The organism is Sandarakinorhabdus sp., from assembly GCF_032115815.1.
Classification (GTDB): Bacteria; Pseudomonadota; Alphaproteobacteria; order Sphingomonadales; family Sphingomonadaceae; genus Sandarakinorhabdus.
Window position 1 is genome coordinate 1 of sequence record NZ_JAUMBI010000103.1, and the last position, 20,159, is coordinate 20,159.

General features: G+C 65.0%; 22 protein-coding genes and 1 tRNA gene. 16 read left to right on the forward strand and 7 right to left on the reverse strand.

Going from position 1 to position 20,159, the window contains the following annotated elements; genetic code table 11:
- The 5 genes from RT662_RS06275 to RT662_RS06295 form a co-directional block, all read left to right on the forward strand.
- The coding region (locus tag RT662_RS06275; RefSeq protein WP_313669850.1) for a 50S ribosomal protein L19 at positions 1–183 on the forward strand (183 nt) is incomplete at its 5' end.
- Between the two features lie 92 nt (positions 184–275).
- A complete protein-coding gene (locus RT662_RS06280) occupies positions 276–722 on the forward strand; it encodes a YbgC/FadM family acyl-CoA thioesterase (protein ID WP_313669851.1) in 447 nt (148 codons plus the stop codon).
- A complete protein-coding gene (gene tolQ, locus RT662_RS06285; protein WP_303808745.1) occupies positions 719–1,432 on the forward strand; it encodes a protein TolQ in 714 nt (237 codons plus the stop codon). The genes RT662_RS06280 and tolQ overlap by 4 nt, the downstream gene beginning before the upstream one ends.
- 47 nt (positions 1,433–1,479) lie before the next feature.
- On the forward strand, positions 1,480–1,869 hold the full coding sequence (tolR, locus tag RT662_RS06290; RefSeq protein WP_303795193.1) for a protein TolR: 390 nt from the start codon (positions 1,480–1,482) through the stop codon (positions 1,867–1,869).
- Positions 1,866–2,654: a hypothetical protein gene (locus tag RT662_RS06295; RefSeq protein WP_313669852.1), complete on the forward strand. Its 789-nt coding sequence runs from the start codon at positions 1,866–1,868 to the stop codon at positions 2,652–2,654. The genes tolR and RT662_RS06295 overlap by 4 nt, the downstream gene beginning before the upstream one ends.
- 3 nt (positions 2,655–2,657) lie before the next feature.
- Here RT662_RS06295 and RT662_RS06300 read toward each other — a convergent pair whose 3' ends face one another.
- Both RT662_RS06300 and RT662_RS06305 read right to left on the reverse strand, forming a co-directional pair.
- Positions 2,658–4,334: an amidohydrolase gene (locus RT662_RS06300; RefSeq protein ID WP_313669853.1), complete on the reverse strand. Its 1,677-nt coding sequence runs from the start codon at positions 4,332–4,334 to the stop codon at positions 2,658–2,660.
- Positions 4,335–4,431: 97 nt separating this feature from the next.
- Positions 4,432–5,115 (reverse strand): PEPxxWA-CTERM sorting domain-containing protein, encoded by a 684-nt coding sequence (locus RT662_RS06305; RefSeq protein ID WP_313669854.1) that lies wholly within the window; start codon positions 5,113–5,115, stop codon positions 4,432–4,434.
- Between the two features lie 203 nt (positions 5,116–5,318).
- Between RT662_RS06305 and tolB the strand changes: the two genes are divergently transcribed.
- The 4 genes from tolB to truA are packed head-to-tail and all read left to right on the forward strand — an operon-like array spanning position 5,319 to position 8,931.
- A complete protein-coding gene (gene tolB / locus RT662_RS06310; protein ID WP_313669855.1) occupies positions 5,319–6,656 on the forward strand; it encodes a Tol-Pal system beta propeller repeat protein TolB in 1,338 nt (445 codons plus the stop codon).
- Positions 6,657–6,678: 22 nt separating this feature from the next.
- Positions 6,679–7,221, forward strand: coding sequence for a peptidoglycan-associated lipoprotein Pal (pal, locus tag RT662_RS06315; protein ID WP_313669856.1), 543 nt, complete (start codon positions 6,679–6,681; stop codon positions 7,219–7,221).
- A 43-nt stretch (positions 7,222–7,264) separates the two neighbouring features.
- Positions 7,265–8,170 (forward strand): methionyl-tRNA formyltransferase, encoded by a 906-nt coding sequence (fmt, locus tag RT662_RS06320; RefSeq protein WP_313669857.1) that lies wholly within the window; start codon positions 7,265–7,267, stop codon positions 8,168–8,170.
- Complete coding sequence (truA, locus tag RT662_RS06325) at positions 8,167–8,931, forward strand: tRNA pseudouridine(38-40) synthase TruA (protein WP_313669858.1); 765 nt, start codon at positions 8,167–8,169, stop codon at positions 8,929–8,931. Before fmt ends, truA begins: the two co-directional genes overlap by 4 nt.
- A gap of 247 nt (positions 8,932–9,178) precedes the next feature.
- Here truA and RT662_RS06330 read toward each other — a convergent pair whose 3' ends face one another.
- Together RT662_RS06330 and RT662_RS06335 are read right to left on the reverse strand one after the other, a co-directional pair.
- On the reverse strand, positions 9,179–10,675 hold the full coding sequence (locus RT662_RS06330) for an alkaline phosphatase (protein ID WP_313669859.1): 1,497 nt from the start codon (positions 10,673–10,675) through the stop codon (positions 9,179–9,181).
- A 24-nt stretch (positions 10,676–10,699) separates the two neighbouring features.
- Entirely contained in the window at positions 10,700–11,626 is a 927-nt protein-coding gene (locus tag RT662_RS06335; RefSeq protein ID WP_313669860.1) for a 2-oxoglutarate and iron-dependent oxygenase domain-containing protein, read from the reverse strand.
- 222 nt (positions 11,627–11,848) lie between these two features.
- Between RT662_RS06335 and RT662_RS06340 the strand changes: the two genes are divergently transcribed.
- From RT662_RS06340 to RT662_RS06360, 5 genes are all read left to right on the forward strand, one after another.
- Positions 11,849–12,049, forward strand: a complete 201-nt coding sequence (locus RT662_RS06340) for a hypothetical protein (protein WP_313669861.1) — start codon at positions 11,849–11,851, stop codon at positions 12,047–12,049.
- A gap of 62 nt (positions 12,050–12,111) precedes the next feature.
- Positions 12,112–12,993, forward strand: coding sequence for a DUF481 domain-containing protein (locus RT662_RS06345; RefSeq protein ID WP_313669862.1), 882 nt, complete (start codon positions 12,112–12,114; stop codon positions 12,991–12,993).
- Positions 12,994–13,049: 56 nt separating this feature from the next.
- A tRNA-Met gene (locus RT662_RS06350) sits at positions 13,050–13,126 on the forward strand.
- Positions 13,127–13,143: 17 nt separating this feature from the next.
- Complete coding sequence (locus tag RT662_RS06355) at positions 13,144–14,082, forward strand: isoaspartyl peptidase/L-asparaginase (RefSeq protein ID WP_313669863.1); 939 nt, start codon at positions 13,144–13,146, stop codon at positions 14,080–14,082.
- 31 nt (positions 14,083–14,113) lie between these two features.
- A complete protein-coding gene (locus tag RT662_RS06360) occupies positions 14,114–15,076 on the forward strand; it encodes an NAD(P)H-dependent flavin oxidoreductase (RefSeq protein WP_022678910.1) in 963 nt (320 codons plus the stop codon).
- Between the two features lie 189 nt (positions 15,077–15,265).
- Here RT662_RS06360 and secF read toward each other — a convergent pair whose 3' ends face one another.
- The 3 genes from secF to yajC are packed head-to-tail and all read right to left on the reverse strand — an operon-like array spanning position 15,266 to position 18,174.
- Complete coding sequence (gene secF / locus RT662_RS06365) at positions 15,266–16,213, reverse strand: protein translocase subunit SecF (protein ID WP_313669864.1); 948 nt, start codon at positions 16,211–16,213, stop codon at positions 15,266–15,268.
- Between the two features lie 10 nt (positions 16,214–16,223).
- Positions 16,224–17,819, reverse strand: a complete 1,596-nt coding sequence (gene secD / locus RT662_RS06370) for a protein translocase subunit SecD (protein WP_313669865.1) — start codon at positions 17,817–17,819, stop codon at positions 16,224–16,226.
- 4 nt (positions 17,820–17,823) lie between these two features.
- Positions 17,824–18,174 carry a preprotein translocase subunit YajC gene (yajC, locus tag RT662_RS06375; RefSeq protein WP_313669868.1) on the reverse strand — a complete coding sequence of 117 codons (351 nt, stop codon included), beginning with the start codon at positions 18,172–18,174 and terminating at the stop codon, positions 17,824–17,826.
- A 123-nt stretch (positions 18,175–18,297) separates the two neighbouring features.
- Between yajC and RT662_RS06380 the strand changes: the two genes are divergently transcribed.
- Both RT662_RS06380 and RT662_RS06385 read left to right on the forward strand, forming a co-directional pair.
- Positions 18,298–19,116 carry a DUF815 domain-containing protein gene (locus RT662_RS06380; RefSeq protein ID WP_313669866.1) on the forward strand — a complete coding sequence of 273 codons (819 nt, stop codon included), beginning with the start codon at positions 18,298–18,300 and terminating at the stop codon, positions 19,114–19,116.
- A 152-nt stretch (positions 19,117–19,268) separates the two neighbouring features.
- On the forward strand, positions 19,269–20,084 hold the full coding sequence (locus RT662_RS06385) for a DUF3011 domain-containing protein (protein ID WP_313669867.1): 816 nt from the start codon (positions 19,269–19,271) through the stop codon (positions 20,082–20,084).
- Positions 20,085–20,159: the final 75 nt, after the last annotated feature.

Genomic DNA, 20,159 nt, shown 5'->3' on the forward strand with positions numbered 1-20,159 from the left:
CGCAAGATCAGCTTCGGCGAAGGCGTGGAGCGCGTGTTCCCGCTGTACAGCCCGAGCATCGAAGCCATCGAAGTCGTCCGCCGCGGTGTCGTTCGCCGCGCCAAGCTTTATTATCTGCGTGGCCGCAGCGGCAAGTCCGCTCGCATCGTGGAAAAGCGTGAAGCGCGTCCCGCCAAGGACTAATCCCCATTCAGATTGCCGAAAGGGCGCCAGTGGCACTGCTGCTGGCGCCCTTTTTCATTGCGTGTTCGCCGCCCAAGCCCCTATCTGAAGCCATGTCCCCCCTTCCCCCATCCGGAGCGATCGACGGCGGCATCCACCGTCTGCCGGCACGCGTCTATTTCGAAGACACGGATACCGCCGGCATCATGTATCACGCCAAATATCTGCACTTCATGGAACGCGGCCGTACCGAATTCCTGCGTGTCGCCGGCATTGATCATGGCGCGGCGGTGAAGGGTGGTGAAGGCGCCTATGCGGTGACAGAAATGCAGATCAAATGGCTGCGCCCGGCGAAGCTGGACGATGTGTTGACCATCGAGACCCGCCTCATCAGCGTCCGCGCCGCCGCCTGCGCCATCGCCCAGCGCATCACCCGCGCCGGTGAGCCGCTGCTGGACGCTACGCTGGTCGCCGCTTTCCTCGATCCCGCCGGCCGCCCCCGCCGGCAACCGCGCGACTGGATGGCGCGGTTCCATGAACTTCTGGCACAGGAACCATGATGCAAGCCGATATCGCCATCAAGACCGCGGCCGAACTGTCGCCCTTCGCCCTGTTCATGCAGGCAGACATCGTCGTGAAAGCGGTGATGTTCGGGCTGCTGCTGGCCAGCGTGTGGAGCTGGGCGATCATTCTCGAACGCTCGCGCCGGCTGTCGCGCCTTAACGGTGAAGCCGCCAAGTTTGAAGACTGGTTCTGGAAGGCCAAGGATCTGGACAGCCTCTATGAACCCGCCTCCCGCGCCGATCACCCGTCCGCCCGCGCCTTCCTCGCCGGCATGAACGAATGGCGGCGCAGCCTTTCGGCCAAGACCGGCCGCAGCATCGATCGCGAAGGCCTGCGGGGGCGCCTGGCCAGCGCCATCAATGTCGCCATCGGCCGCGACATTGATGAACTGTCAGACCGGTTGAACGCGCTCGCCACCATTGGCTCAGTCGCGCCGTTCGTCGGCCTGTTCGGCACCGTGTGGGGCATCATGCGCAGCTTTGCCAGCATCGCCGCCAGCCAGAACACCTCGCTGGCTGTCGTCGCCCCCGGCATCGCGGAGGCGCTGTTTGCCACCGCCATCGGCCTGTTCGCGGCCATTCCCGCCGTGATCGGCTACAATCGGCTGCTGCACCGGGTGAACCGGCTCGAAGCCCGCCTGAATGCCTTCTCGGAGGAATATCTCAACCTCCTCTCCCGCCAGCTTGACGGCATGGACAGCCAATAATGGGCATGGGTGTTCCCCGACGCGGCAGAGGTCGCGGCCGCCAGCCCATGGCGGAAATCAACGTCACGCCGCTGGTGGACGTGATGCTGGTGCTGCTGATCATCTTCATGGTGACCGCGCCGCTGCTGGTGGCCGGCGTCCCGGTCGATCTGCCCGACGCCAAGGCGCAAAGCCTGCCGCAGGATCAGTCGCCAATCCAGATCAGCCTGAATGCCGCTGGCGAGCTGTTTGTTGATCGCATGGCCATTGCCCCTGCCGCCCTGCCCGCCAAGCTCGCCGCGCTGCGTGAAGCCCGCAGCGACGAAGCGCGCGTCTATGTGCGTGCCGATCGCGGGCTGGATTATGGCCGGGTGATGCAGGTCGTTGGCGACGTGAACGGCGCCGGCTTCAAGAAAGTGGCGCTGGTTACCGACGGGCAAGCCAAAAACCCGCAATGACGCGCGCCGAACGCCTCAGCATTGCCGGCGCTGCCACCGCACATCTGGTGCTGCTGGCCGCGCTCAGCCTTGCCTGGCAGAACAGCCAGAAGATGCTGGCTGCGCCCACCGACGCCGTGCCGGTGGAAATCGTCGACATATCCGACTTGGCCCGCACACCCGAACCGCCCAAGCCTTCAATGGAGGCCGCGCCGCAGGAAACCGCCGCCGCTGCCCCCGAAGCCGAAGCCGCGCCGGAACCGGAACCTCTGCGGCCTGACGCCGTGCCGCCGCCTGAACCCACCAAGCCCACCCCGCCCAAGCCCAAGGCCGCGACGCCCACCAAGGCCCCACCCTCTCCGCTGGACACCTCCACCCTCTCCAGCCTGATCGACAAGGCGCTTCCCAAGGCGACCAAGAAGCCGCTCGATACCTCGAAACTGGCCAAGGAACTCAACGCCAGCGCCCCTGCCCGCGCCACCGTCGATCCGCGCGCCGCCGCCACATTGGCCCAGGCTATCCGCGCCCAGGTCGCCCCGTGCTGGAACCCGCCCACCGGCGGCCGCGACGTGCGCCGCATGACGGTGATCGTGACCGTGAACTACAGCCGCGACGGCCGGGTGGTGGGCATGCCGGTCGCCGGCACCCCCACCGGCATGACCGCCGCCAATGCCGACTACGCCCGCGCCTTTGCCGAAACCGCCCGCCGCGCCGTGCTGCGTTGCCAGCCCCTGAAGCTGCCGGCGGAACTGTACGACCTGTGGGGGAGCGTGGAGATCAACTTCGACCCGGAAGAGATGACGTAAGCCTCAGGGAAGCGCGTCCCAAATGAACCGCCCTTCCTTCATCGTCCCCACCACCTTGATCCCGCGGATGCGCGCCGCCGGCGTCGTCAGCGGATTGGCGCTGAGCAGGGTGAAATCGGCGAGCTTGCCCACCTCGATACTGCCGCGCCGGCTTTCCTCGCGATAGGCCCAGGCCGGGTTGATGGTCAGCGCCTTCAGGCCGGCCCAGGCGTTGAGGCGCTCGGCCGGGCCGAGCAGGAACCCGCTGCGGGTGGTGCGGGCCATGCTGGTCCACAGGATGAACATCGGATCGAGCGGGGTGACGATGAAATCGCTGTGGTTGCTGGCCTTGATGCCCAGCGCCATCGCGCTCTTGATCGGGGAGATGCGGGCGGCGCGCTCTTCGCCGAAGTTGCTGCGATGCACGTCGCCCCAGAAATAGCTGTGGTTGGTGAAGTAACTCGGCGTGATGCCCAGGGCGGCGTAGCGCGGCAGTTGATCGGGCCGCTGCACCTGGCTGTGAATCACGATGGTGCGGTGATCATCAGGCAGCTTCAGCGTGTCTACCGCATTGATCACGTCGTCCATCGCGGCATCGCCGTTGGCGTGGATGAACAGCTGCAGCCCGGCGGCACTGGCGGCCTTGGCGGTGGCGAGGAAGGCGGGATAAGGCTGGATGCCCTGCGCGCGCCAATTTTCCTGCCCGTTCGGGCCGCCGTGCAGATAGGGCACGCTCATAAAGGCGGTGCGGCCCTGCGGGCTGCCATCCTGGGTGATCTTGATGCCCTGCAGTTTCAGCCGGCCCTGCCATTGCCCGATCGGATAGGCGGCATTGCCAGCCCAGCGCTTGAAATCGACGAATGACGGCAGCGCCACCACGTCGAGCACCAAACGCCCCTGTGTGGCGGCGGCTTGCAGCAGATCGAGATCGGCCAGGCTGGTGAAGCCATCATTGGCCAGGGTGTAGCCGTTCTTCGCATAAAGCTGCTGCACGGCAGCGAGATTTTGCAGGCGCAGTTCGCGCGGCGGCGGCTTCAGCGCCGGGCCGGCCAGCATCAACGCGCTTTCCCAGATCTGGCCGTTGGGCGTGCGCCCATCGGCTTCGCGGTTGATCAGGCCGCCTTCGGGCGCCTTCGTGTCGGGCGTCACACCAATTGCCGCCAGCCCGGCGCTGTTCAGCACGGCGCCATGGCCCGAAACATGCATCACCAGCACCGGCCGATCCGGGAAGCGCGCATCCAGATCGCGGCGGGTCAGGTCGCGCTTGTCGCTGAGCAGACTGGCATCATAACCCCAACCCACCAGCCATTCACTGGGCGCGATCTTCAGCGTCACCTCCTCTGCGGCCAGCTTGCCGACCAGATCGGCGATGCTGGCGACCGTGCCGACCGGCGCGCCCGACACATTCACCCGCCGCGCCAGATCGACCGCCATGGCGAGATGGCTATGCGCATCGATCAGGCCGGGCAGCAGCGTGCGGCCCTTCAGATCAAGCCGCCGCGTCCCCGGCCCAGCCATGCGCTGCGCCTGTGCCAACGGCCCGGCAAAAGTGATCCTGCCGCTTTCCACCACCACGGCCGTAACCGTATGTGGCTTGTCCCCCACCATGGTCAGGATCGGGCCGCCGTGGATCAGCAGATCGGCGGCGCTTGCGGGATTGGCGAGCATCAGCACGGCACACATGGTGAGTATCTTGTTCACGCCAGCGCCCCTGTGTATTGTTTATGCAACACACAATGGTCGCACAAAAAAAGGGGAAGGCGCAAGGCCTCCCCCTCTTTCGGATTAGTGCTCGAACTCAGGCCGCGACAGCGCGACGGCGGCGGGCAGCGGCGCCCACCAGGCCGAAGCCGGCGATCAGCATCGCCCAGCTGGCGGGTTCCGGCACCACGGCAGCGCCGGTGGTGAACGTGGTGTTGAGGCCCCAGCCGATGTTGCTGCTGCCAAAATTCTGGGCGCGGCTGGTCACCGTGCTGTCGCCACCGGCCGCCGCGAAAAATGGGCCGACGCCAGGCGAAAGATCGGTACCGCGCGCGCGCGACAGGTTGAACAGCAGATTACCGCCCACCGGATTATAGCTGAAAGGCGTGGCGAAATTGATGGTGAGCAGACCGCCGCTGAGCGCCGGCAGCACATCGTTGAACACCACCAGATTGTCAGCACCCAGATTGGCGTCGAAATTCACCGTATCGATACTGCCAACCCCGACGCTCGTGGTCGACAGCGAAATCGACACCGGGCCATCGATCAACTGGCTGCCACCACTGACCACCGTGAAGCTGAGCGCGGTGATGGTGACAGCGCCCGGAAAGGCCGCAGCGTCATAGACTTGCTGGTAGCGGGTCGAGGTCTGGCCCGACAGCTGGCAGCCGAACGGGAAGCAGTTGTCCGACGTGCCGGTGCCGATGGTGAAATCGACAGCAGCGGCGGGCGTTGCGGCCAGGGCGGCGATGGACAGGGCAAGCAGAGCAATTGTTTTCACAAGCGTTTCCTGGGTTTGGGGTGTGAATGGTAGCTTGCAAGCTTCGTGCCACGCTCCCCGTCCATTGAATCCAACGGCTTGCCGCAGCGCGCCGGGGAAAACTGTAAAGTCTGCCGACACTTGGATGACCGCGTTGCCGCACTTCTGCAATCGAAACGCGGCTATGGCTCCCGTTCAGGCTGCACCCCTGATAAGGTGCAGCCATGCGCATGATTCTGCTTCTTGCACTTGCTTCAATTGCCCCGGCACAGACTGCGGCCCAGACGCCGGGAACGGCAGGACCGCTGCGAGTGGATATCAACGCCGGCCTGATGCAGCCGATGCCGATCGCGGTGCCTGCCTTTGCCCCCGGCAATGGCGCCAGCACGGAAGCCGGCACCACAACGCAGCTGGGCGAACGTGCGGCACTGGTGATCGCCAATGATCTCAAGTCCTCCGGCCTGTTCAAGCCGATCGATCCGGCGGCTTACACGACCACGGTTGGCATTGACGATGTGCTGAAGCCCGATTTTCCGGCATGGCGCACCATCGCGGCGCAGGCGCTGGTAACGGGCACGGTGACATCCAATCCCGATGGCGGCATCACGCTGGCCTGTTATGCCTATGATGTGTTTGCCGGCGCCGAAATCGCGCGGCAGGGTTTTGTCACCACGGCGGCCGGCTGGCGGCGTGCGGCGCACAAATGCGCCGATCTCGTCTATTCGCGCCTGACGGGTGAGAGCGGCTATTTCGACAGCCGCATCGTTTATGTGAGCGAAACCGGTGCGCGCACCAAGCGCATCAAGCGGCTCGCCATAATGGATCAGGATGGCGCCGGCCATCGTTTCCTCACGTCGGGGCAGAACCTCGTGCTCACGCCGCGCTTTGCGCCGGGGCAGCAGACCATCACCTACATGAGTTTCGAGAACAACCGCCCGCGCGTGTGGCTCTACACGCTGGGCAGCGGCCGCCAGGAAGCGGTGGGCCAGTTTTCCACCATGACGTTTGCGCCGCGCTTCTCGCCCGATGGGCAGAACCTTGTCTTCTCGATGGCGGTGGGCGGCAACACCGATATCTATCGCTTCAACCTCGCCACCCGCGCCACCCAGCGCCTCACCAGCGGGCCGGGCATCGATACCTCGCCCAGCTATTCGCCGGATGGCACCAAGATCGTGTTTGAAAGCGATCGCGGCGGATCGCAGCAGCTGTATGTGATGAACGCCGATGGCAGCGGCCAGAGCCGGATCAGCTTTGGCGAAGGCCGCTCCGCCAGCCCGGTGTGGAGCCCGCGCGGCGATTACATCACCTTCACCCGCATGGGCGGCGGCCGTTTCGGCGTGGGCGTGATGCGCCCCGATGGCAGCGGCGAACGCTTGCTCACCAACGGTTTTCAGGATGAAAGCCCGGCCTGGTCCCCCAATGGCCGCGTAATCCTGTTTGCCCGCGGCGATCGATCAGGCCGTTCGGGCTTGTGGTCCGTTGATATTTCCGGTTTGAATGAACGCCGTATTGCCACCCCGCTGGATGCATCCGATCCGGCATGGTCACCCCTGTTGCCCTGACAGTTGGAAGAGGAGCCCCAATATGACCCGCCACCTGCACAAACTCCCGCTCATCGCCTTGGTGGTGCTGGCTGCCGCCTGCGCGCCCAAGCCGCCGGCCGCCCTGCAAGCGCCGCCCGTTACTGCTCGCCCGGAAACGGCTGCGCCGACACCGGCAGAACGGCCCGCCACCGTTGAAACCGGCGCAAGCAACATCGTGCCCGGCAGCCAGGACGATCTGCGCGCCCAGGCCGGCGGCGACACGGTGCTGTTTGCCTATGACAGCTATGAACTGGATGGCGAAGCCCGCGCCACCCTGCTGAAGCATGCAACCTGGCTGCGCGGCAACCCGAGCGTGCGCGTGACGCTGGAAGGCCATTGCGACGAGCGCGGCACCCGCGAATACAACCTCGCGCTGGGTGACCGCCGCGCCAATTCGGCGAAGAATTTCCTGGCATCGCAGGGCATCGACGTGGCCCGGCTCAACACCATTTCCTATGGCAAGGAAAAGCCGGCCGTGGATGGCGCCGATGAAGCGGCCTATGCGCAGAACCGCCGCGCCGTCACCATGGTGATGAGCCGCTAAGGCCCCTTCCCCCTTCACCATTTAATCGTTTACAGGCGTGCCCATGCGGATCATCCACATGGGCACGCCTTTTTTTGCGGTTCCGGCGCTTGATGCGCTGGCGGCGGCGGGGCACGAGATCATCGCCGTCTATACGCGCGCGCCCAAGCCGGCCGGGCGCGGCAAGCAATTGCAGATGAGCCCGGTGCATGCCCGCGCCGAAACGCTTGGCATCCCGGTGTTCACCCCGCGCACCTTCCGCGATCCGGCGGCGGTGGCCCAGTTCCTCGAAATCGCGCAAGGCTGCGATGTTGCCGTGGTCGCTGCCTATGGCCTGATCCTGCCGCGCGCCGTGCTCGATGCGCCGCGCCTGGGTTGCCTCAACATTCACGGTTCGCTGCTGCCACGCTGGCGCGGGGCGGCGCCGATCCAGCGGGCAGTGCTGGCCGGCGATGCCGTCACCGGCGTTACCATCATGCAGATGGAGGAAGGGCTTGATACCGGCCCGATGCTGGCCACGGTGGAGACGCCCATCGACGGCAAGACCAGCGGCGATCTGTTTGCCGAACTGGCGCAGTTGGGCGCCGATCTGCTGATTGACGTGCTGGCCAATCCGCGCGCGGCCGTGCCGCAGCCGGAAGACGGCGTCACACTCGCCCCGCGTATCGACAAGGCCGAAGCGCATCTTGATACGGCCCTGCCCGCCGTGCAGCTGGAACGGCAGGTGCGAGGCTTCAACCCGGCGCCGGGGGCCTGGCTCGATATCGCTGGTGAACGGGTGAAGATCCTTGCTGCCAGCGTGGAGCCCGGCCCGGCCGCGCCCGGCGTCACCGTCGATGATCGGCTTGGGCTGGGCACCGGCGATGGCGTGCTGCGCCCCACACTGGTCCAGCGTGCCGGCAAACCGGCCATGCCGGTCAAGGCGCTGCTCAACGGCCGGCGGGTGCCTGCTGGCACGCCGGTGCTATGACGCGCTTGCGCTTCACGGTGGAATATGATGGCCGGCCCTATATGGGTTGGCAGCGGCAGGATCATGGCCCATCGGTGCAGGCCGCCATCGAGCAGGCGATCTTGGAGGTGACGGACGAGACGGTGGAAGTCCATGCGTCGGGCCGTACCGATGCCGGCGTCCACGCCCGCGCCATGCCGGCCCACGCCGATATCGCAAAACCCCTCACGCCGTTTCGCCTGATGGAGGCGATCAATGCCCGGTTGAAGCCGCAGCCGGTGGCCATCCTCGATTGTGCGCAAGCCCCCGATTGGCACGCCCGCTTCGATTGCACCGGGCGGCGCTATCACTATCGCATCATCAACCGCCGCGCCCCGCTCACCTTCGATGCCGGGCTGGCCTGGCGGGTGCCGACGCCACTGGATGCGCAGGCCATGCACGCAGCGGCGCAACGCCTTGCAGGCCGGCATGATTTCACCACCTTTCGTTCTGCCAAGTGCCAGGCAAACTCACCGGTGCGCACGCTTGATCGACTGGAGGTGAAGCGCGTGGGCGAGGAAGTGCATGTTTTCGCCGCTGCCCGCAGTTTCCTGCATCACCAGGTGCGTTCGATGGTGGGCTGTCTGAAACTTGTGGGCGAAGGCAAGTGGAGCGCCGACGATCTTGCTGCCGCGCTCGCCGCCCGTGATCGCGATGCGCTGGGCCTGAATGCGCCGCCCGATGGCCTCTTTTTCATCGGCGCCACCTACCCCGAACTGTCGGTAGGCTTTACAACTGATTAAACGTCAGGGTTGGCCGGTCGAGCCTAATCAGTCACTTGCCGGCAATCCGAAATTTGGCACGTTAATTGCAAGTTCTTTTCGGGTCGCAACCGAAGAAGCTCGCCATGCCCCAAGGGCCGCATCTTGCACACAGCCAACCTGGCCAGCGCGTCAAGCGCCTCTGGCTCTGGTTGGGACTGTCACTCGGAACCGCCGGCGGATTGCTGGCCGGCTGGCTGATCGCTGGCTGAAATACCGTATGGCTGGCTCAACGCCAGCCGAGCGCTTCCGCCATGATGTGGAAGATCAGATTCTGCTCCATCACGCCGCGCACCAGATCGGCGCGCGGGCCTTCGGCAAACAGCGCCACATCCTCACCGCCATGGCTTTCGCTGCCGGTGCCATAGGTCTTGTTGGCAAGATAGTTGGGATCCGTGGGCGGCAGCGTGCGGGACAGGCCGCGGCTCACGAAAGGCCCGTTGGCATAGGAGAGCGTGGTCATCGGCTGGCCGCGATCATCCAGCGCAAAGCCTTCCGGGCTCAGCCCGCCATCGCCTTCGCCGCCCCCCTTGGGCGGCTTGATATAGCCCAGGATATCATTGCCGCGCTCCGGATAGCCGGCGATGGTCAGCACATGGCTGTGATCGGCCGTCACCAGCACCAAAGTCTCATCCAGGTTCACGCTTTTCAGCACCTCGGCCACGGTGGCGCTGAACATCTGCGCTTCCTTCAGCGCGCGATAGGGGTTGCTGGCGTGGTGGGCATGATCGATGCGGCCGCCTTCGATCATCAGATAATAGCCCTTGCCGCCGCGCGCCTTGGTGCCGGCTTCCAGCCTGGCCAGGGCAAATCGGGCCATTTCCGGCAGGCTGGGCTCGGCATCATCCTTGCGGTCATGCTCGAAGCTCAGATGATCGGGATGGAACAGGCCAAACACCGGGCCGGCATCGCGGGCATCCAGCGCGCGCAGACCCTTTGAATCGGCAACATATTTGCCTTGCGGCCAGGCCTGCTGCCAGGCTTCCACCAGATTGCGGCCATCATCGCGCTGGCCGCCCTTGCCCGCCGGCAGGAAGCGCGCGCGGCCGCCGCCCAGCACCACGTCCAGCCCGCCCTTGAAGCTGACCAACTGGGTCGCAAGATCGATGCAGCCCGATGCGCGTGCCTCGGCCGGATAGGCGCGATCCGCCCCTTCCCAATCGCGGAACGGCACATGGCCATACACAGCAGCCGGTGTCGCATGGGTGATGCGGGTGGTGGTGACAACACCCACGCCCATCCCCTGCCCCTTGGCGATTTCGGCCAGCGTGCGCGGCAGTTTGTCCGGCGTCTTGCAGGCTTCGGTGCCCTGATCGGCACCCATGTTGATCACGCCGATGCGCGTCTTCACGCCCGTGTTGAAGGCGCTGGCGGTGCCGGCGCTGTCGGGCACCTGGGCGTTGGTGTTGTAGGTCTTGACCAGCGCCGTGCTGGCCATCTTGTCCCACGCCAGGCTGTTTTCCTCGCCCGTGGACGGCGCCCGGCCATCAATCGGGTGCTGGCCATCAAAGATGCGCGCGGCGGTGAGCGTGGACACGCCCATGCCGTCACCCACCATCAGGATGACATTCTTCGCCTTCCGTGGCCGGTTCACCACCCTCAGCCGGGCATCAAGCGCGGCGCGGCCATCAGCCCACCAATTGTCTTTCAGCGGCGTGTCGAGCACCGGGGCCGCTGAAACGGAGGTGGCCAGCAAGCCGGCCAGAAGCATTGTGCGCATCATCATGTCGTGTCCCCTGCCCGCCTAATATTACAGCAGTTTGATATCGCGCAGCCGTTCCAGCAGATAATCGTTCGCGGTGATGGGCGGCTCTTCCACCGGCCCGCCCGGCAGCGCCGTGATCAGATAATCCGGGCGGAAATGCAGGAAGAAGGGCGTTGAATAACGCGCCACACCCATGCGTTCCGGCGCCGGATTGACGACGCGGTGCGTGGTCGATGGCAGGCGATGCCCGGTCAGCCGTTGCAGCATGTCGCCCACGTTGCACACCAGGCTGCCGGCCGGCGCATCGATGAAGCGCCATTCGCCATCCTTGCCGAGCAATTGCAGCCCGGCTTCCTCGGCCCCCAGCAGCAGGGTGATCACATTGATATCTTCGTGCGCGCCAGCACGGATGGCGCCCGCCGTCTCTGGCGGCACCGGCGGATAGTGCAGCAGGCGCAGGATCGAGTTTCCATCGCGCACCGGATCGGCGAAGAAATCGACATCCAGCCCCAGGTGCACGGCGATGGCGCGCAACAGCGTGGCACCCGTCTTGTCGAGCGCGTCGAACAATGCCCACACCGCTTCATGGAAGTCGGGGATTTCGCTCGGCCACAGATTGGCCGGCATCACGCTGGCATAAGCATGGCCGGGCGGCAGTTCGCGGCCGACGTGCCAGAATTCCTTCAGATCGGCCTTGGCATGGCCCTTGGCGGCCTCGACGCCAAACGGCGTCAGCCCGCGCTGGCCGCCACCGCCGGGCACGACATAACGGCGCTTCACGTCCTCCGGCAGCGCAAAGAACGCCTTGGTGGCGGCATTGGCGCGGTCGATCAGGCCCTGATCAATGCCGTGATCGGAAACGACCGCAAAACCGGTGCGGGCAAAGGCATCGCCAAAGCCGGCAGCGGCGGCCGCAAGATCGGTCTCGACCAGCGAAAGCGGAATTGGCTTGATGTCGGCAGCAAGAGTCATCTCCGCCCTTTGCCCCGGATTCTGGCGGTCTGCCAGTCCCCTTGAATTCGGATAGTCCCGGCTGGCCAATGGCCGCAAGGCCCACCCGGCGCGTGTTGCCAGAGTTGATGTGTGCGTGTCGCAGATCAACCTCGGCTGCGGCGAAAGCCCGGGAAGAGCGCTTGGCCAGTCGGGGTGCGCCGGGCGGATGGACTGCCACTGGCGAAGTGGGTGAACTCGGCGATGCTGGCTTCCACGGAAACCGTGAATAACTACAACGATCGGCGCAACAATATGCTTCTGTCGTTCTCGCAAACGTTGGCGCGGTCGAATGGCCGCCTTTCGGGCCGCGTTTCGTTCCAGATCAACAATGAAAAGAATCCGCAGCCGGGCTGCGAAAACACCGATACTGGTACATTCGTTACGCTGGTCAATATTTTCTGAACTGCAGTTGACCACCGGCTGCGGCATAGTCAAACTGTTGTTACCCATGGGGAGACCGCAACATGAAAAGCTTTCTGCCGCTGACTCTTGCTTTGCTGGCCACGCCGACCTTTGCCGAACCAATCCCGCCGGCGGTGGAAGCGATGATCGATGCAGCAGCCAGCCCTGAGGAACGGGCCGTGGTGGCCGGAGTCGCGAAGAAAACCAACCCGGCCAGCGCCGCCGAAATCGATGCCAAGCTGGCGGCGTTCAATGCCGCCGCTGCCAAGGCCCGCGAAGAAAAACTCGCTTCCCAGGGCTTTCTTGATGGCTGGAGCGGCCAGGGTGAGGCCGGCGGCTTCATTTCCACCGGCAACACCCGCAACCGCGGCGTGGCTATCGGCGTGGGCCTGACCAAGGAAAGCCGCAGCTGGAAACACAGTGTGCGCGGCATCGTCGATTATCAGGAAGACAATGGCGTGGCCTCGCGCGAGCGCTATTTCGCCGGCTATGAAGGCAATTGGAAGTTCAGCAGCCGCGCCTATGCCCTGCTCGCCTTGAGCTGGGAGCGGGATCGCTTCACCGGCTTTTCCAGCCGCTTCACGCAGGCCATCGGCCTTGGCTATCGCGTGGTGGACACGCCGAATCTGACCATCGCCGTGGATGGCGGCCCGGCGCTGCGGCAAACGCGGTTCATCAATGGCGTAACCGATAACAGCTTCGCCGCCCGCGCTGGCCTCAACGCCAAATGGCAGATCAACGACGTGCTGAACTTCAGCCAGGCTGCGACCTATTATTATGACAACAGCAACAACTCGCTGCTGGCGCTGTCGCAGCTGACCGCCAAGCTGAATGGCCGGCTTTCGGCGCGGTTTTCCTTCCAGTACAACAACGAAAGCAACCCGCCGCCGGGTCGCCTGAACAGCGATACCGTCACGCGCGCCACGCTGGTCTACAGTTTCTGAAACCCGGTTGACCCACAAGGATGCCGCCACTATAGCAGCGCCTCCCAAACGCCTGTGGCAGCGTAGCTCAGTTGGTGAGAGCGCCGGATTCATAACCCGGAGGTCGGCAGTTCAAATCTGCCCGCTGCTACCATCCCTCCCGGATCCGCGATGAACAATTCCCCCGCCTGGTCGTTGGTCGTCCATGGCGGGTGCGGGCAGCTATCACAGGATACATTGCCCGGCCCGGAAGCCGATTGCCGCGCCGGTCTGGCCGGTGCGCTGGCGGCCGGCAAGGCGGTGCTGAGCGCCGGCGGCAGCGCTGTCGATGCCGTGGTGGCCGCCGTGAGCGTGCTGGAAGATCACCCGCTGTTCAATGCCGGCCGCGGCGCCGTGTTCACCGCCGAAGGCCGCACCGAACTGGATGCCGCCGTGATGGACGGGGCATCGCGCAAGGCCGGCGCCGTGGCTGGCGTCACCCGCACCAAGAACCCGGTGCAACTGGCCCGTGCCGTGATGCGCAACAGCCCGCACGTGCTGCTCGCCCGCGACGGGGCTGATGTCTTTGCGCTGGAACAGGGGCTGGGACAGGTCGAGCCAAGCTGGTTCCGGGTCGAAAGCCGCTGGCAGGCGTTGCAGATGATGAAAGCGGCAGCGGCACGCGGCGAGGATGTGTTCGACGCTGATCTGAAATACGGCACTGTCGGCGCAGTCGCCCGCGATGCGCAGGGCCATCTGGCCGCCGCGACATCGACGGGCGGGCTGACTGGCAAGCGCTGGGGCCGCATCGGTGATTCGCCGCTGATCGGCGCCGGCACGCTGGCCGATGATCGCAGCGTCGCGCTGTCCTGCACCGGTTCCGGCGAGGCCTTCATCCGAGCCGGCGCGGGCCACGAGATGGGCGCGCTGGTGCGACTGGCCGGCCTGTCGGCGGCGCAGGCAGCGGAGCGCGCCTTGGCCGATGTGAACGCGCTGGGCGGCACCGGCGGCATCATCTTTATCGGCACCGATGGCGTGCCGGGCTGGGTGTTTTCGACGCCCGGCATGTTCCGCGGCTGCGCCACAGCCTGCGACGAGGATGAGGTGGCAATCTGGGGCAGCGAAGGCTAAGTCTGGTCCCCTGTCTTTGGGGAGAATATCCATGTCCATTCCTGCCGCCTTCGCTGGCCGCCTGTCGATCCCGGTGATCGGTTCGCCGCTGTTCATCATCTCCGGTCCGGAGCTGGTCATGGCGCAGTGCCGCGCCGGCATCATTGGCAGCTTTCCCAGCCTCAACGCCCGGCCGCTGGCGCAGTTTGAAGAATGGCTGCAGCGCCTGTCGACCGAACTCGGTCCCAACGACGCGCCCTATGCCGTCAATCTGATTGTCCACCGTTCCAACGATCGTTTGATGGACGATCTGGCGCTGTGCGTGAAATACAAGGTGCCGATGATCATCACCTCGCTGGGCGCGCGCGAAGACGTGAACGAGGCCATTCACAGCTATGGCGGCATCGTCATGCACGACATCATCAACAACAAGTTCGCCAAAAAGGCCGTGGAAAAAGGCGCCGATGGCCTGATCGCCGTTGCCGCCGGCGCCGGTGGCCACGCCGGCACCACCAGCCCGTTCGCGCTGATCCGTGAAATCCGCGAATGGTTCGATGGCCCGCTGGCGCTCTCAGGCTCGATCGCCACGGGCGAAGCCGTGCTCGCCGCCCAGGCGATGGGCGCCGATTTCGGCTATATCGGCAGCGCCTTCATCGCCACGCAGGAAGCCCGCGCGGTGCAGGATTACAAGGACATGATCACGCAGAGCGAATCGTCCGACATTGTCTATTCCAACCTGTTCACCGGCGTGCACGGCAATTATCTGCGCCCGTCGATCGTCAAGGCCGGCATGGATCCCGACAATCTGCCGACCAGCGATCCTTCGGCGATGAACTTCGGCAGCGGCGGCAACACTGATGCCAAGGCGTGGAAAGACATCTGGGGCTGCGGCCAGGGCATCGGCGCGGTAAAGTCCGTATTGTCGGCCGGTGAATATGTCGCCAAACTTGTTAGCGAATATGAAGCCGCCAAAGCCCGGATCGGTCTGGGTCCGGTTGCGGTTGCAGCGGAGTGAATGACATGCAGATGGAACTCAACACACGCACCCGCGCCCTCTGGCTTGCCGGCGCGCTGGTGATGGGGACCCTCAGCCAGTGGTGCATGGCCTTTGGCCCCTGCGGCGCGCCGATCTGAACGCAGCTGCCTGAAACAACAAGGGCCGGCGTTCCCGATGGGGAGCGCCGGCCCTTTTGTTTGTGCGGGCTCAGTCGATGCGTTCGGCGCCCTTGGCCCGCGCGTCTTCACTGCCGGCCGCGCGCTGTTTCACGCCCAGCGTGATCAGCAGTGAGGACGACACGAAGATCGACGAATAGGTGCCGACAACGATGCCCAGCACCATCGCCGCGGTGAAGCCGAAGATCACTTCCGGCCCGAGGAACAGCAGCGCCAACAGGGCGGCGAGCAGCGTTACCGAGGTCATCACCGTGCGTGGCAGCGTTTCGTTCACCGAAAGATCGATGATCTGCTTGATGTCCATCTGGCGGTACTTGCGCAGATTCTCGCGGATGCGATCGTCGATCACCACCTTGTCGTTCAGCGAATAGCCGATGATGGTGAGCACGGCAGCTACGATGTTGAGATCGAATTCCAGTTGGGTGAGCGCAAAGAAACCCAGCGTCACCACCACATCGTGCACCAGCGCCACCACCGTGGAAACGCCGAAATACCATTCGAAGCGGAACCAGGTGAACACGGCGACGAACAGCATGGAAAGGCCGACAGCCCACAGACCATCGGTGATCAGCTCCTCCGAAACTTTGCCCGACACGCTTTCGACGCGGGCAAATTTCACGCCCTTGTAATCCTGCTCCAGCGCGGTGCGCACCTTGCCAACCACGCGCTGCACGGCGCCTTCTTCGCCTTCCGGCAACGGCAGGCGGATCAGGATGGTTTGCGGATTGCCGAATTCCTGCAGGGCGGAATCGCCCACACCCACGCGGTCCACCCGGCCACGGAGCGTATCGAGTGCCGGCGCTTGCGCAAACTCCACCTGCATGGTGAGGCCGCCGACGAAATCGACGCCCAGGTTGAGGCCGCGCACCGCCAGCAGGGCACCCGCCCCGATGGTCAACGCCAACGTCAGCGCAAAGGCGATGAAGCGGAGTTTGACGAAGCCAATGTTGGTGTTGTCGGGAACAAGTTTCAGCGGCATCGATTTGTCCTCAGATGCTCAAGGTCGCGGGGCGCGCATTGGTCAGCCAGCGCGCCGCCATCCAGCGCACGATGGTCACCGCTGTGAACACCGAGGTGGCGATCCCGATCGACAGCACCACGGCAAAGCCCTTGATCGGGCCAGAGCCGAACAGGAACATGATGATGGCGACGATGATGTTGAGGCTGTTGGCATCCCAGATGGTGCGGCTGGCTTCCTTGAAGCCGACCTCGACCGAGGCGATCACGCCCCTGCCCTTGCGCTGTTCCTCGCGGATACGTTCGTTGATCAGCACGTTGGCATCAACGGCGGCACCGATGGTCAGCACCATCCCGGCAATGCCGGGCAGCGTGAGGGTGAAGCCGGCGGCCGACATGATGCCTAGGATCATCAGCACGTTGATCACCAGCGCGATCACCGAATAGACGCCAAAACGGCCATAGGTCATGATCATCAACCCGGCCACGGCCAGCACCGACACGATCGAGGCGATGATACCGGCCTTGATCGAATCCGCCCCCAGATCGGGGCCCACCGTGCGTTCCTCCACCACCTTCAGTTCGACCGGCAACTTGCCGGAACGCAGCAGGATGGCGAGTTCGTTGGCGGTGGCAACGGTGTAATTGCCCATGATGATGCCGCTGCCGCCCAGGATCGGCTCGTTGATGTTGGGCGCGGAAATCACCATGCCATCGAGGATGATGGCGAACGGCTTGCCGACATTTTCGGTGGTGGCCTGCGCAAAGCGGCGACCGCCGGTGGAATCGAACCGGAACGACACGGCGGGCGCGCCGTTCTGATCGGTTGAAACCTGGCTGTCGACCAGCTGATCGCCGGTGATGATGGCGCGGCGCTTGACGACGACCTGGCCGCCTTCCTGCGCGGGCAAAATCTGGCTGCCGGGAGGGGCGCGGCCCTGCAGCACTTCTTCCGGATCTACAGCGGTATCGACCAGCTTGAACTCCAGCTTGGCGGTCTTGCCGAGCAGCGCCTTCAGCGCTTCGGGGTCCTGCAGGCCGGGTACCTGCACGACGATGCGGGTCTTGCCCTGGCGCACGATCGTGGGTTCACGGGTGCCCAATTCGTCGATGCGCTTGCGGATCACTTCCACGGCCTGCGCCATGGCGCCATCGATGGCGGCTGCAATGCCGGCCGCCGTTGGCGTCACCACCACCTGGCCGGGCACGCTGGCCCGGCTGATCTCCACTTCGCGGGAAGCGCCGACACCCAGCGGCGCGGTCGCCTTGTTGAGCAGGCTGATTGCCTGATCGAGCCGGGCCAGATCGCTGACATTGAATGTGAGGCGGCCACGGTTCAACGACAGATCGGTGATGGCGATGGCGCCACCTTCGGCGGCCCGCAGTTCGCCGCGCACCGTGTCTTCCAGCGCTTCCAGCTTGGCCTTTTCCACATCCTTCGCGGTGGCTTCCAGCATCAGGTGCGAGCCGCCGCGCAGATCAAGACCCAGCGGCAGTTGCGCCTTGGGCAGGCCATCGGGGATCATCGCCAGCTGCGACGGTTCCAGCGCGTTGGGCAGCGCCAGAAACAGGCACAGCAGCACCGTGGCCCACATCGACCAGGTTTTCCACTTGGGGAAATCCAGCATGGGCTCAGGCGCTCTTGTCGTTTGCCGCCGCCGGCACCCCGCGCGGCTTCACATCGGCCAGCGTGGATTTCAGTACGGTGAAACGCACGCCCGCGCCGGCTTCCACTTCCACTTCGGTATCGGTTACCCGCACCGCCTTGCCCAGGATGCCACCGCCGGTGATCAGATCATCACCCTTCTTCACGGCATCAACCATGGCGCGGTGCTGTTTCGCGCGCTGCTGCTGCGGGCGGATGATCAGGAAATAGAAGATGGCAAAGATCGCCAGATAGGGCAGGAAGCCGATCACGGCTGCCATGCCACCTGCTGCGGCCGCGCCGCCTGCTGCCTGCGCATAGGCCGGGGTTTCAAACATCGTGGTTTCCATCAAATTGGTCGGATTGGCGCAAGGCTCTAGCCGCTTGGGCCAGCCTGCGCAACCGATGCCAGAGTCACGACCTTGTTTCGCAGGCGCACACTTTTGGCTATCGCTGGCGGCATGAACTATCAGGAAGCTCTGCTCGCCCGCATTGCCGCCGCGCTCGACCGGTTGGCGCCGGCCCCAGCCCCACCCGCCGATCCCGCCGCCGGGCACTGGTTTGGCTGGGATGGGGGCGGCCTTGCCGCCCTGCCCCCGGCGCTACCCGTGCCACTGGCCCTGTATCGCGGCGTGGAGGCACAGGCCACGCAACTGTTGGAAAACAGCCGCCGCCATGCGCTGCGCCTGCCGGCGCATGATGTGCTGTTGTGGGGCTCGCGCGGCATGGGCAAATCCAGCCTGGCGCGCAGCGTGGTTGCCGATCTGGTTGCCGGCGGCCATGACATCGCACTGGTGCAGGTGATGCTGCCGGCGCTGGCCAGCCTGCCCGCGCTGTTCCGCACATTGGCCGGGGTGGAACGGCCGTTCCTGATCTTTCTGGATGATGTGTCGCTCGGTGCCGATGCCGACGAGGTGCATGCGCTGCGATCCTTGCTGGATGGCGGCGTGCAGGCGCGGCCGGATCACGTGCGCCTGATCGTCACCAGCAATCGCCGCCACCTGGTGCCCCGCGATATGAGCGACAATGACGCCATCAACCCGCGCGATGCCGCCGATGATCACCTGGCGCTGGCGGATCGCTTCGGCCTGCGGCTGGGCTTTCACCCCTGCGATCAGGAGACGTATCTGGCCATCTGCGCCGCCTATGCCGCGGCACACGGGCTGGCCTTCGATCCCGCGGCGGCCCTCACCTGGTCAGCCGGGCGCGGCGCGCGATCGGGCCGGGTGGCGTGGCAGTTCACGGTTGAACAGGCCGGCGCGCAGGGGAAGCAACTGTAAGATTTGGCCTGTTTTGACTGAACTTTGGCCAGTTCTGTCGCTTGACATCGGTAAAATCACTGGCACCATTCATCTGCAAGCCAATCGGTGCGCGGCAAGTTCACGCTGCCAGCACCGGTGGAAATCGGGTGAAACAAGGGGGAGAAGTGATCATGCGCCGCCTGCTGTTGTCTGCGCTGTCTATCAATGCACTGGGTGCCGGCCTCGCGCTTACTCTGCCCGCTGCACCTGCCGCCGCCCAGCAATGGCGCGAGATCACCTGTGAAAGCTGGAATTACCGCGAAGCTGTTTGCCCCGCCCCCGGCGCCGTGCGCGTACAACTGCTCCGCGTGCGCGGTGGCAGCTGCATCGAAGGCCAGACCTGGTATCACGACGATCGCGCCATCCGGGTGCGCAATGGTTGCCGCGCCACCTTCCGCATCGATGCCAACAATGGCTGGGGCGTCGGTGGCTGGGATCCCAATCAAGGCGTCGGGAATGGCATTGGTGGTGGCCGCTGGCAGGTGGTGCGCTGCGAAAGCTGGAATTACCGCAACCAGCGCTGCCCGGTGCAAGGCGTGATCAGCGCCGCCCGCATGTTGCGCGTGATCGCTGGCGATTGCCGCGATGGCGACACCTGGCGCTGGGATCGCCGCGCCATCACCGTGCGCAACGGGTGCCGGGCCGATTTCGAAGTGATGCAGGGCTCGTCCGGTTGGGGCGGTTCCGGTGGCTCTGGCGGCGGCTGGGGCAGCGGCAGCGGCGGCGGTGGTGTTGGCGGTGGCGGTTTCAATCCCGGCCAGGGCATCCGCACCATCAACTGCGAAAGCTGGAATTATCGCGCCGCCCGCTGCCCGATCGGTGGCGCCCGCAGTGTCAGCCTCACCCGCGTGATTGCCGGCAATTGTCAGGAAGGCCGCACCTGGGGTTGGGATCGCAACAGCATCTGGGTCAACGGTGGCTGCCGCGCCACCTTCAGCTTGTACTGACGTACTTTTCCGGGGGAAACCACATGCGCCGCACCACGAGCCTTGTTGCCTTGCTTGCCCTTGCTTCCACGGCCG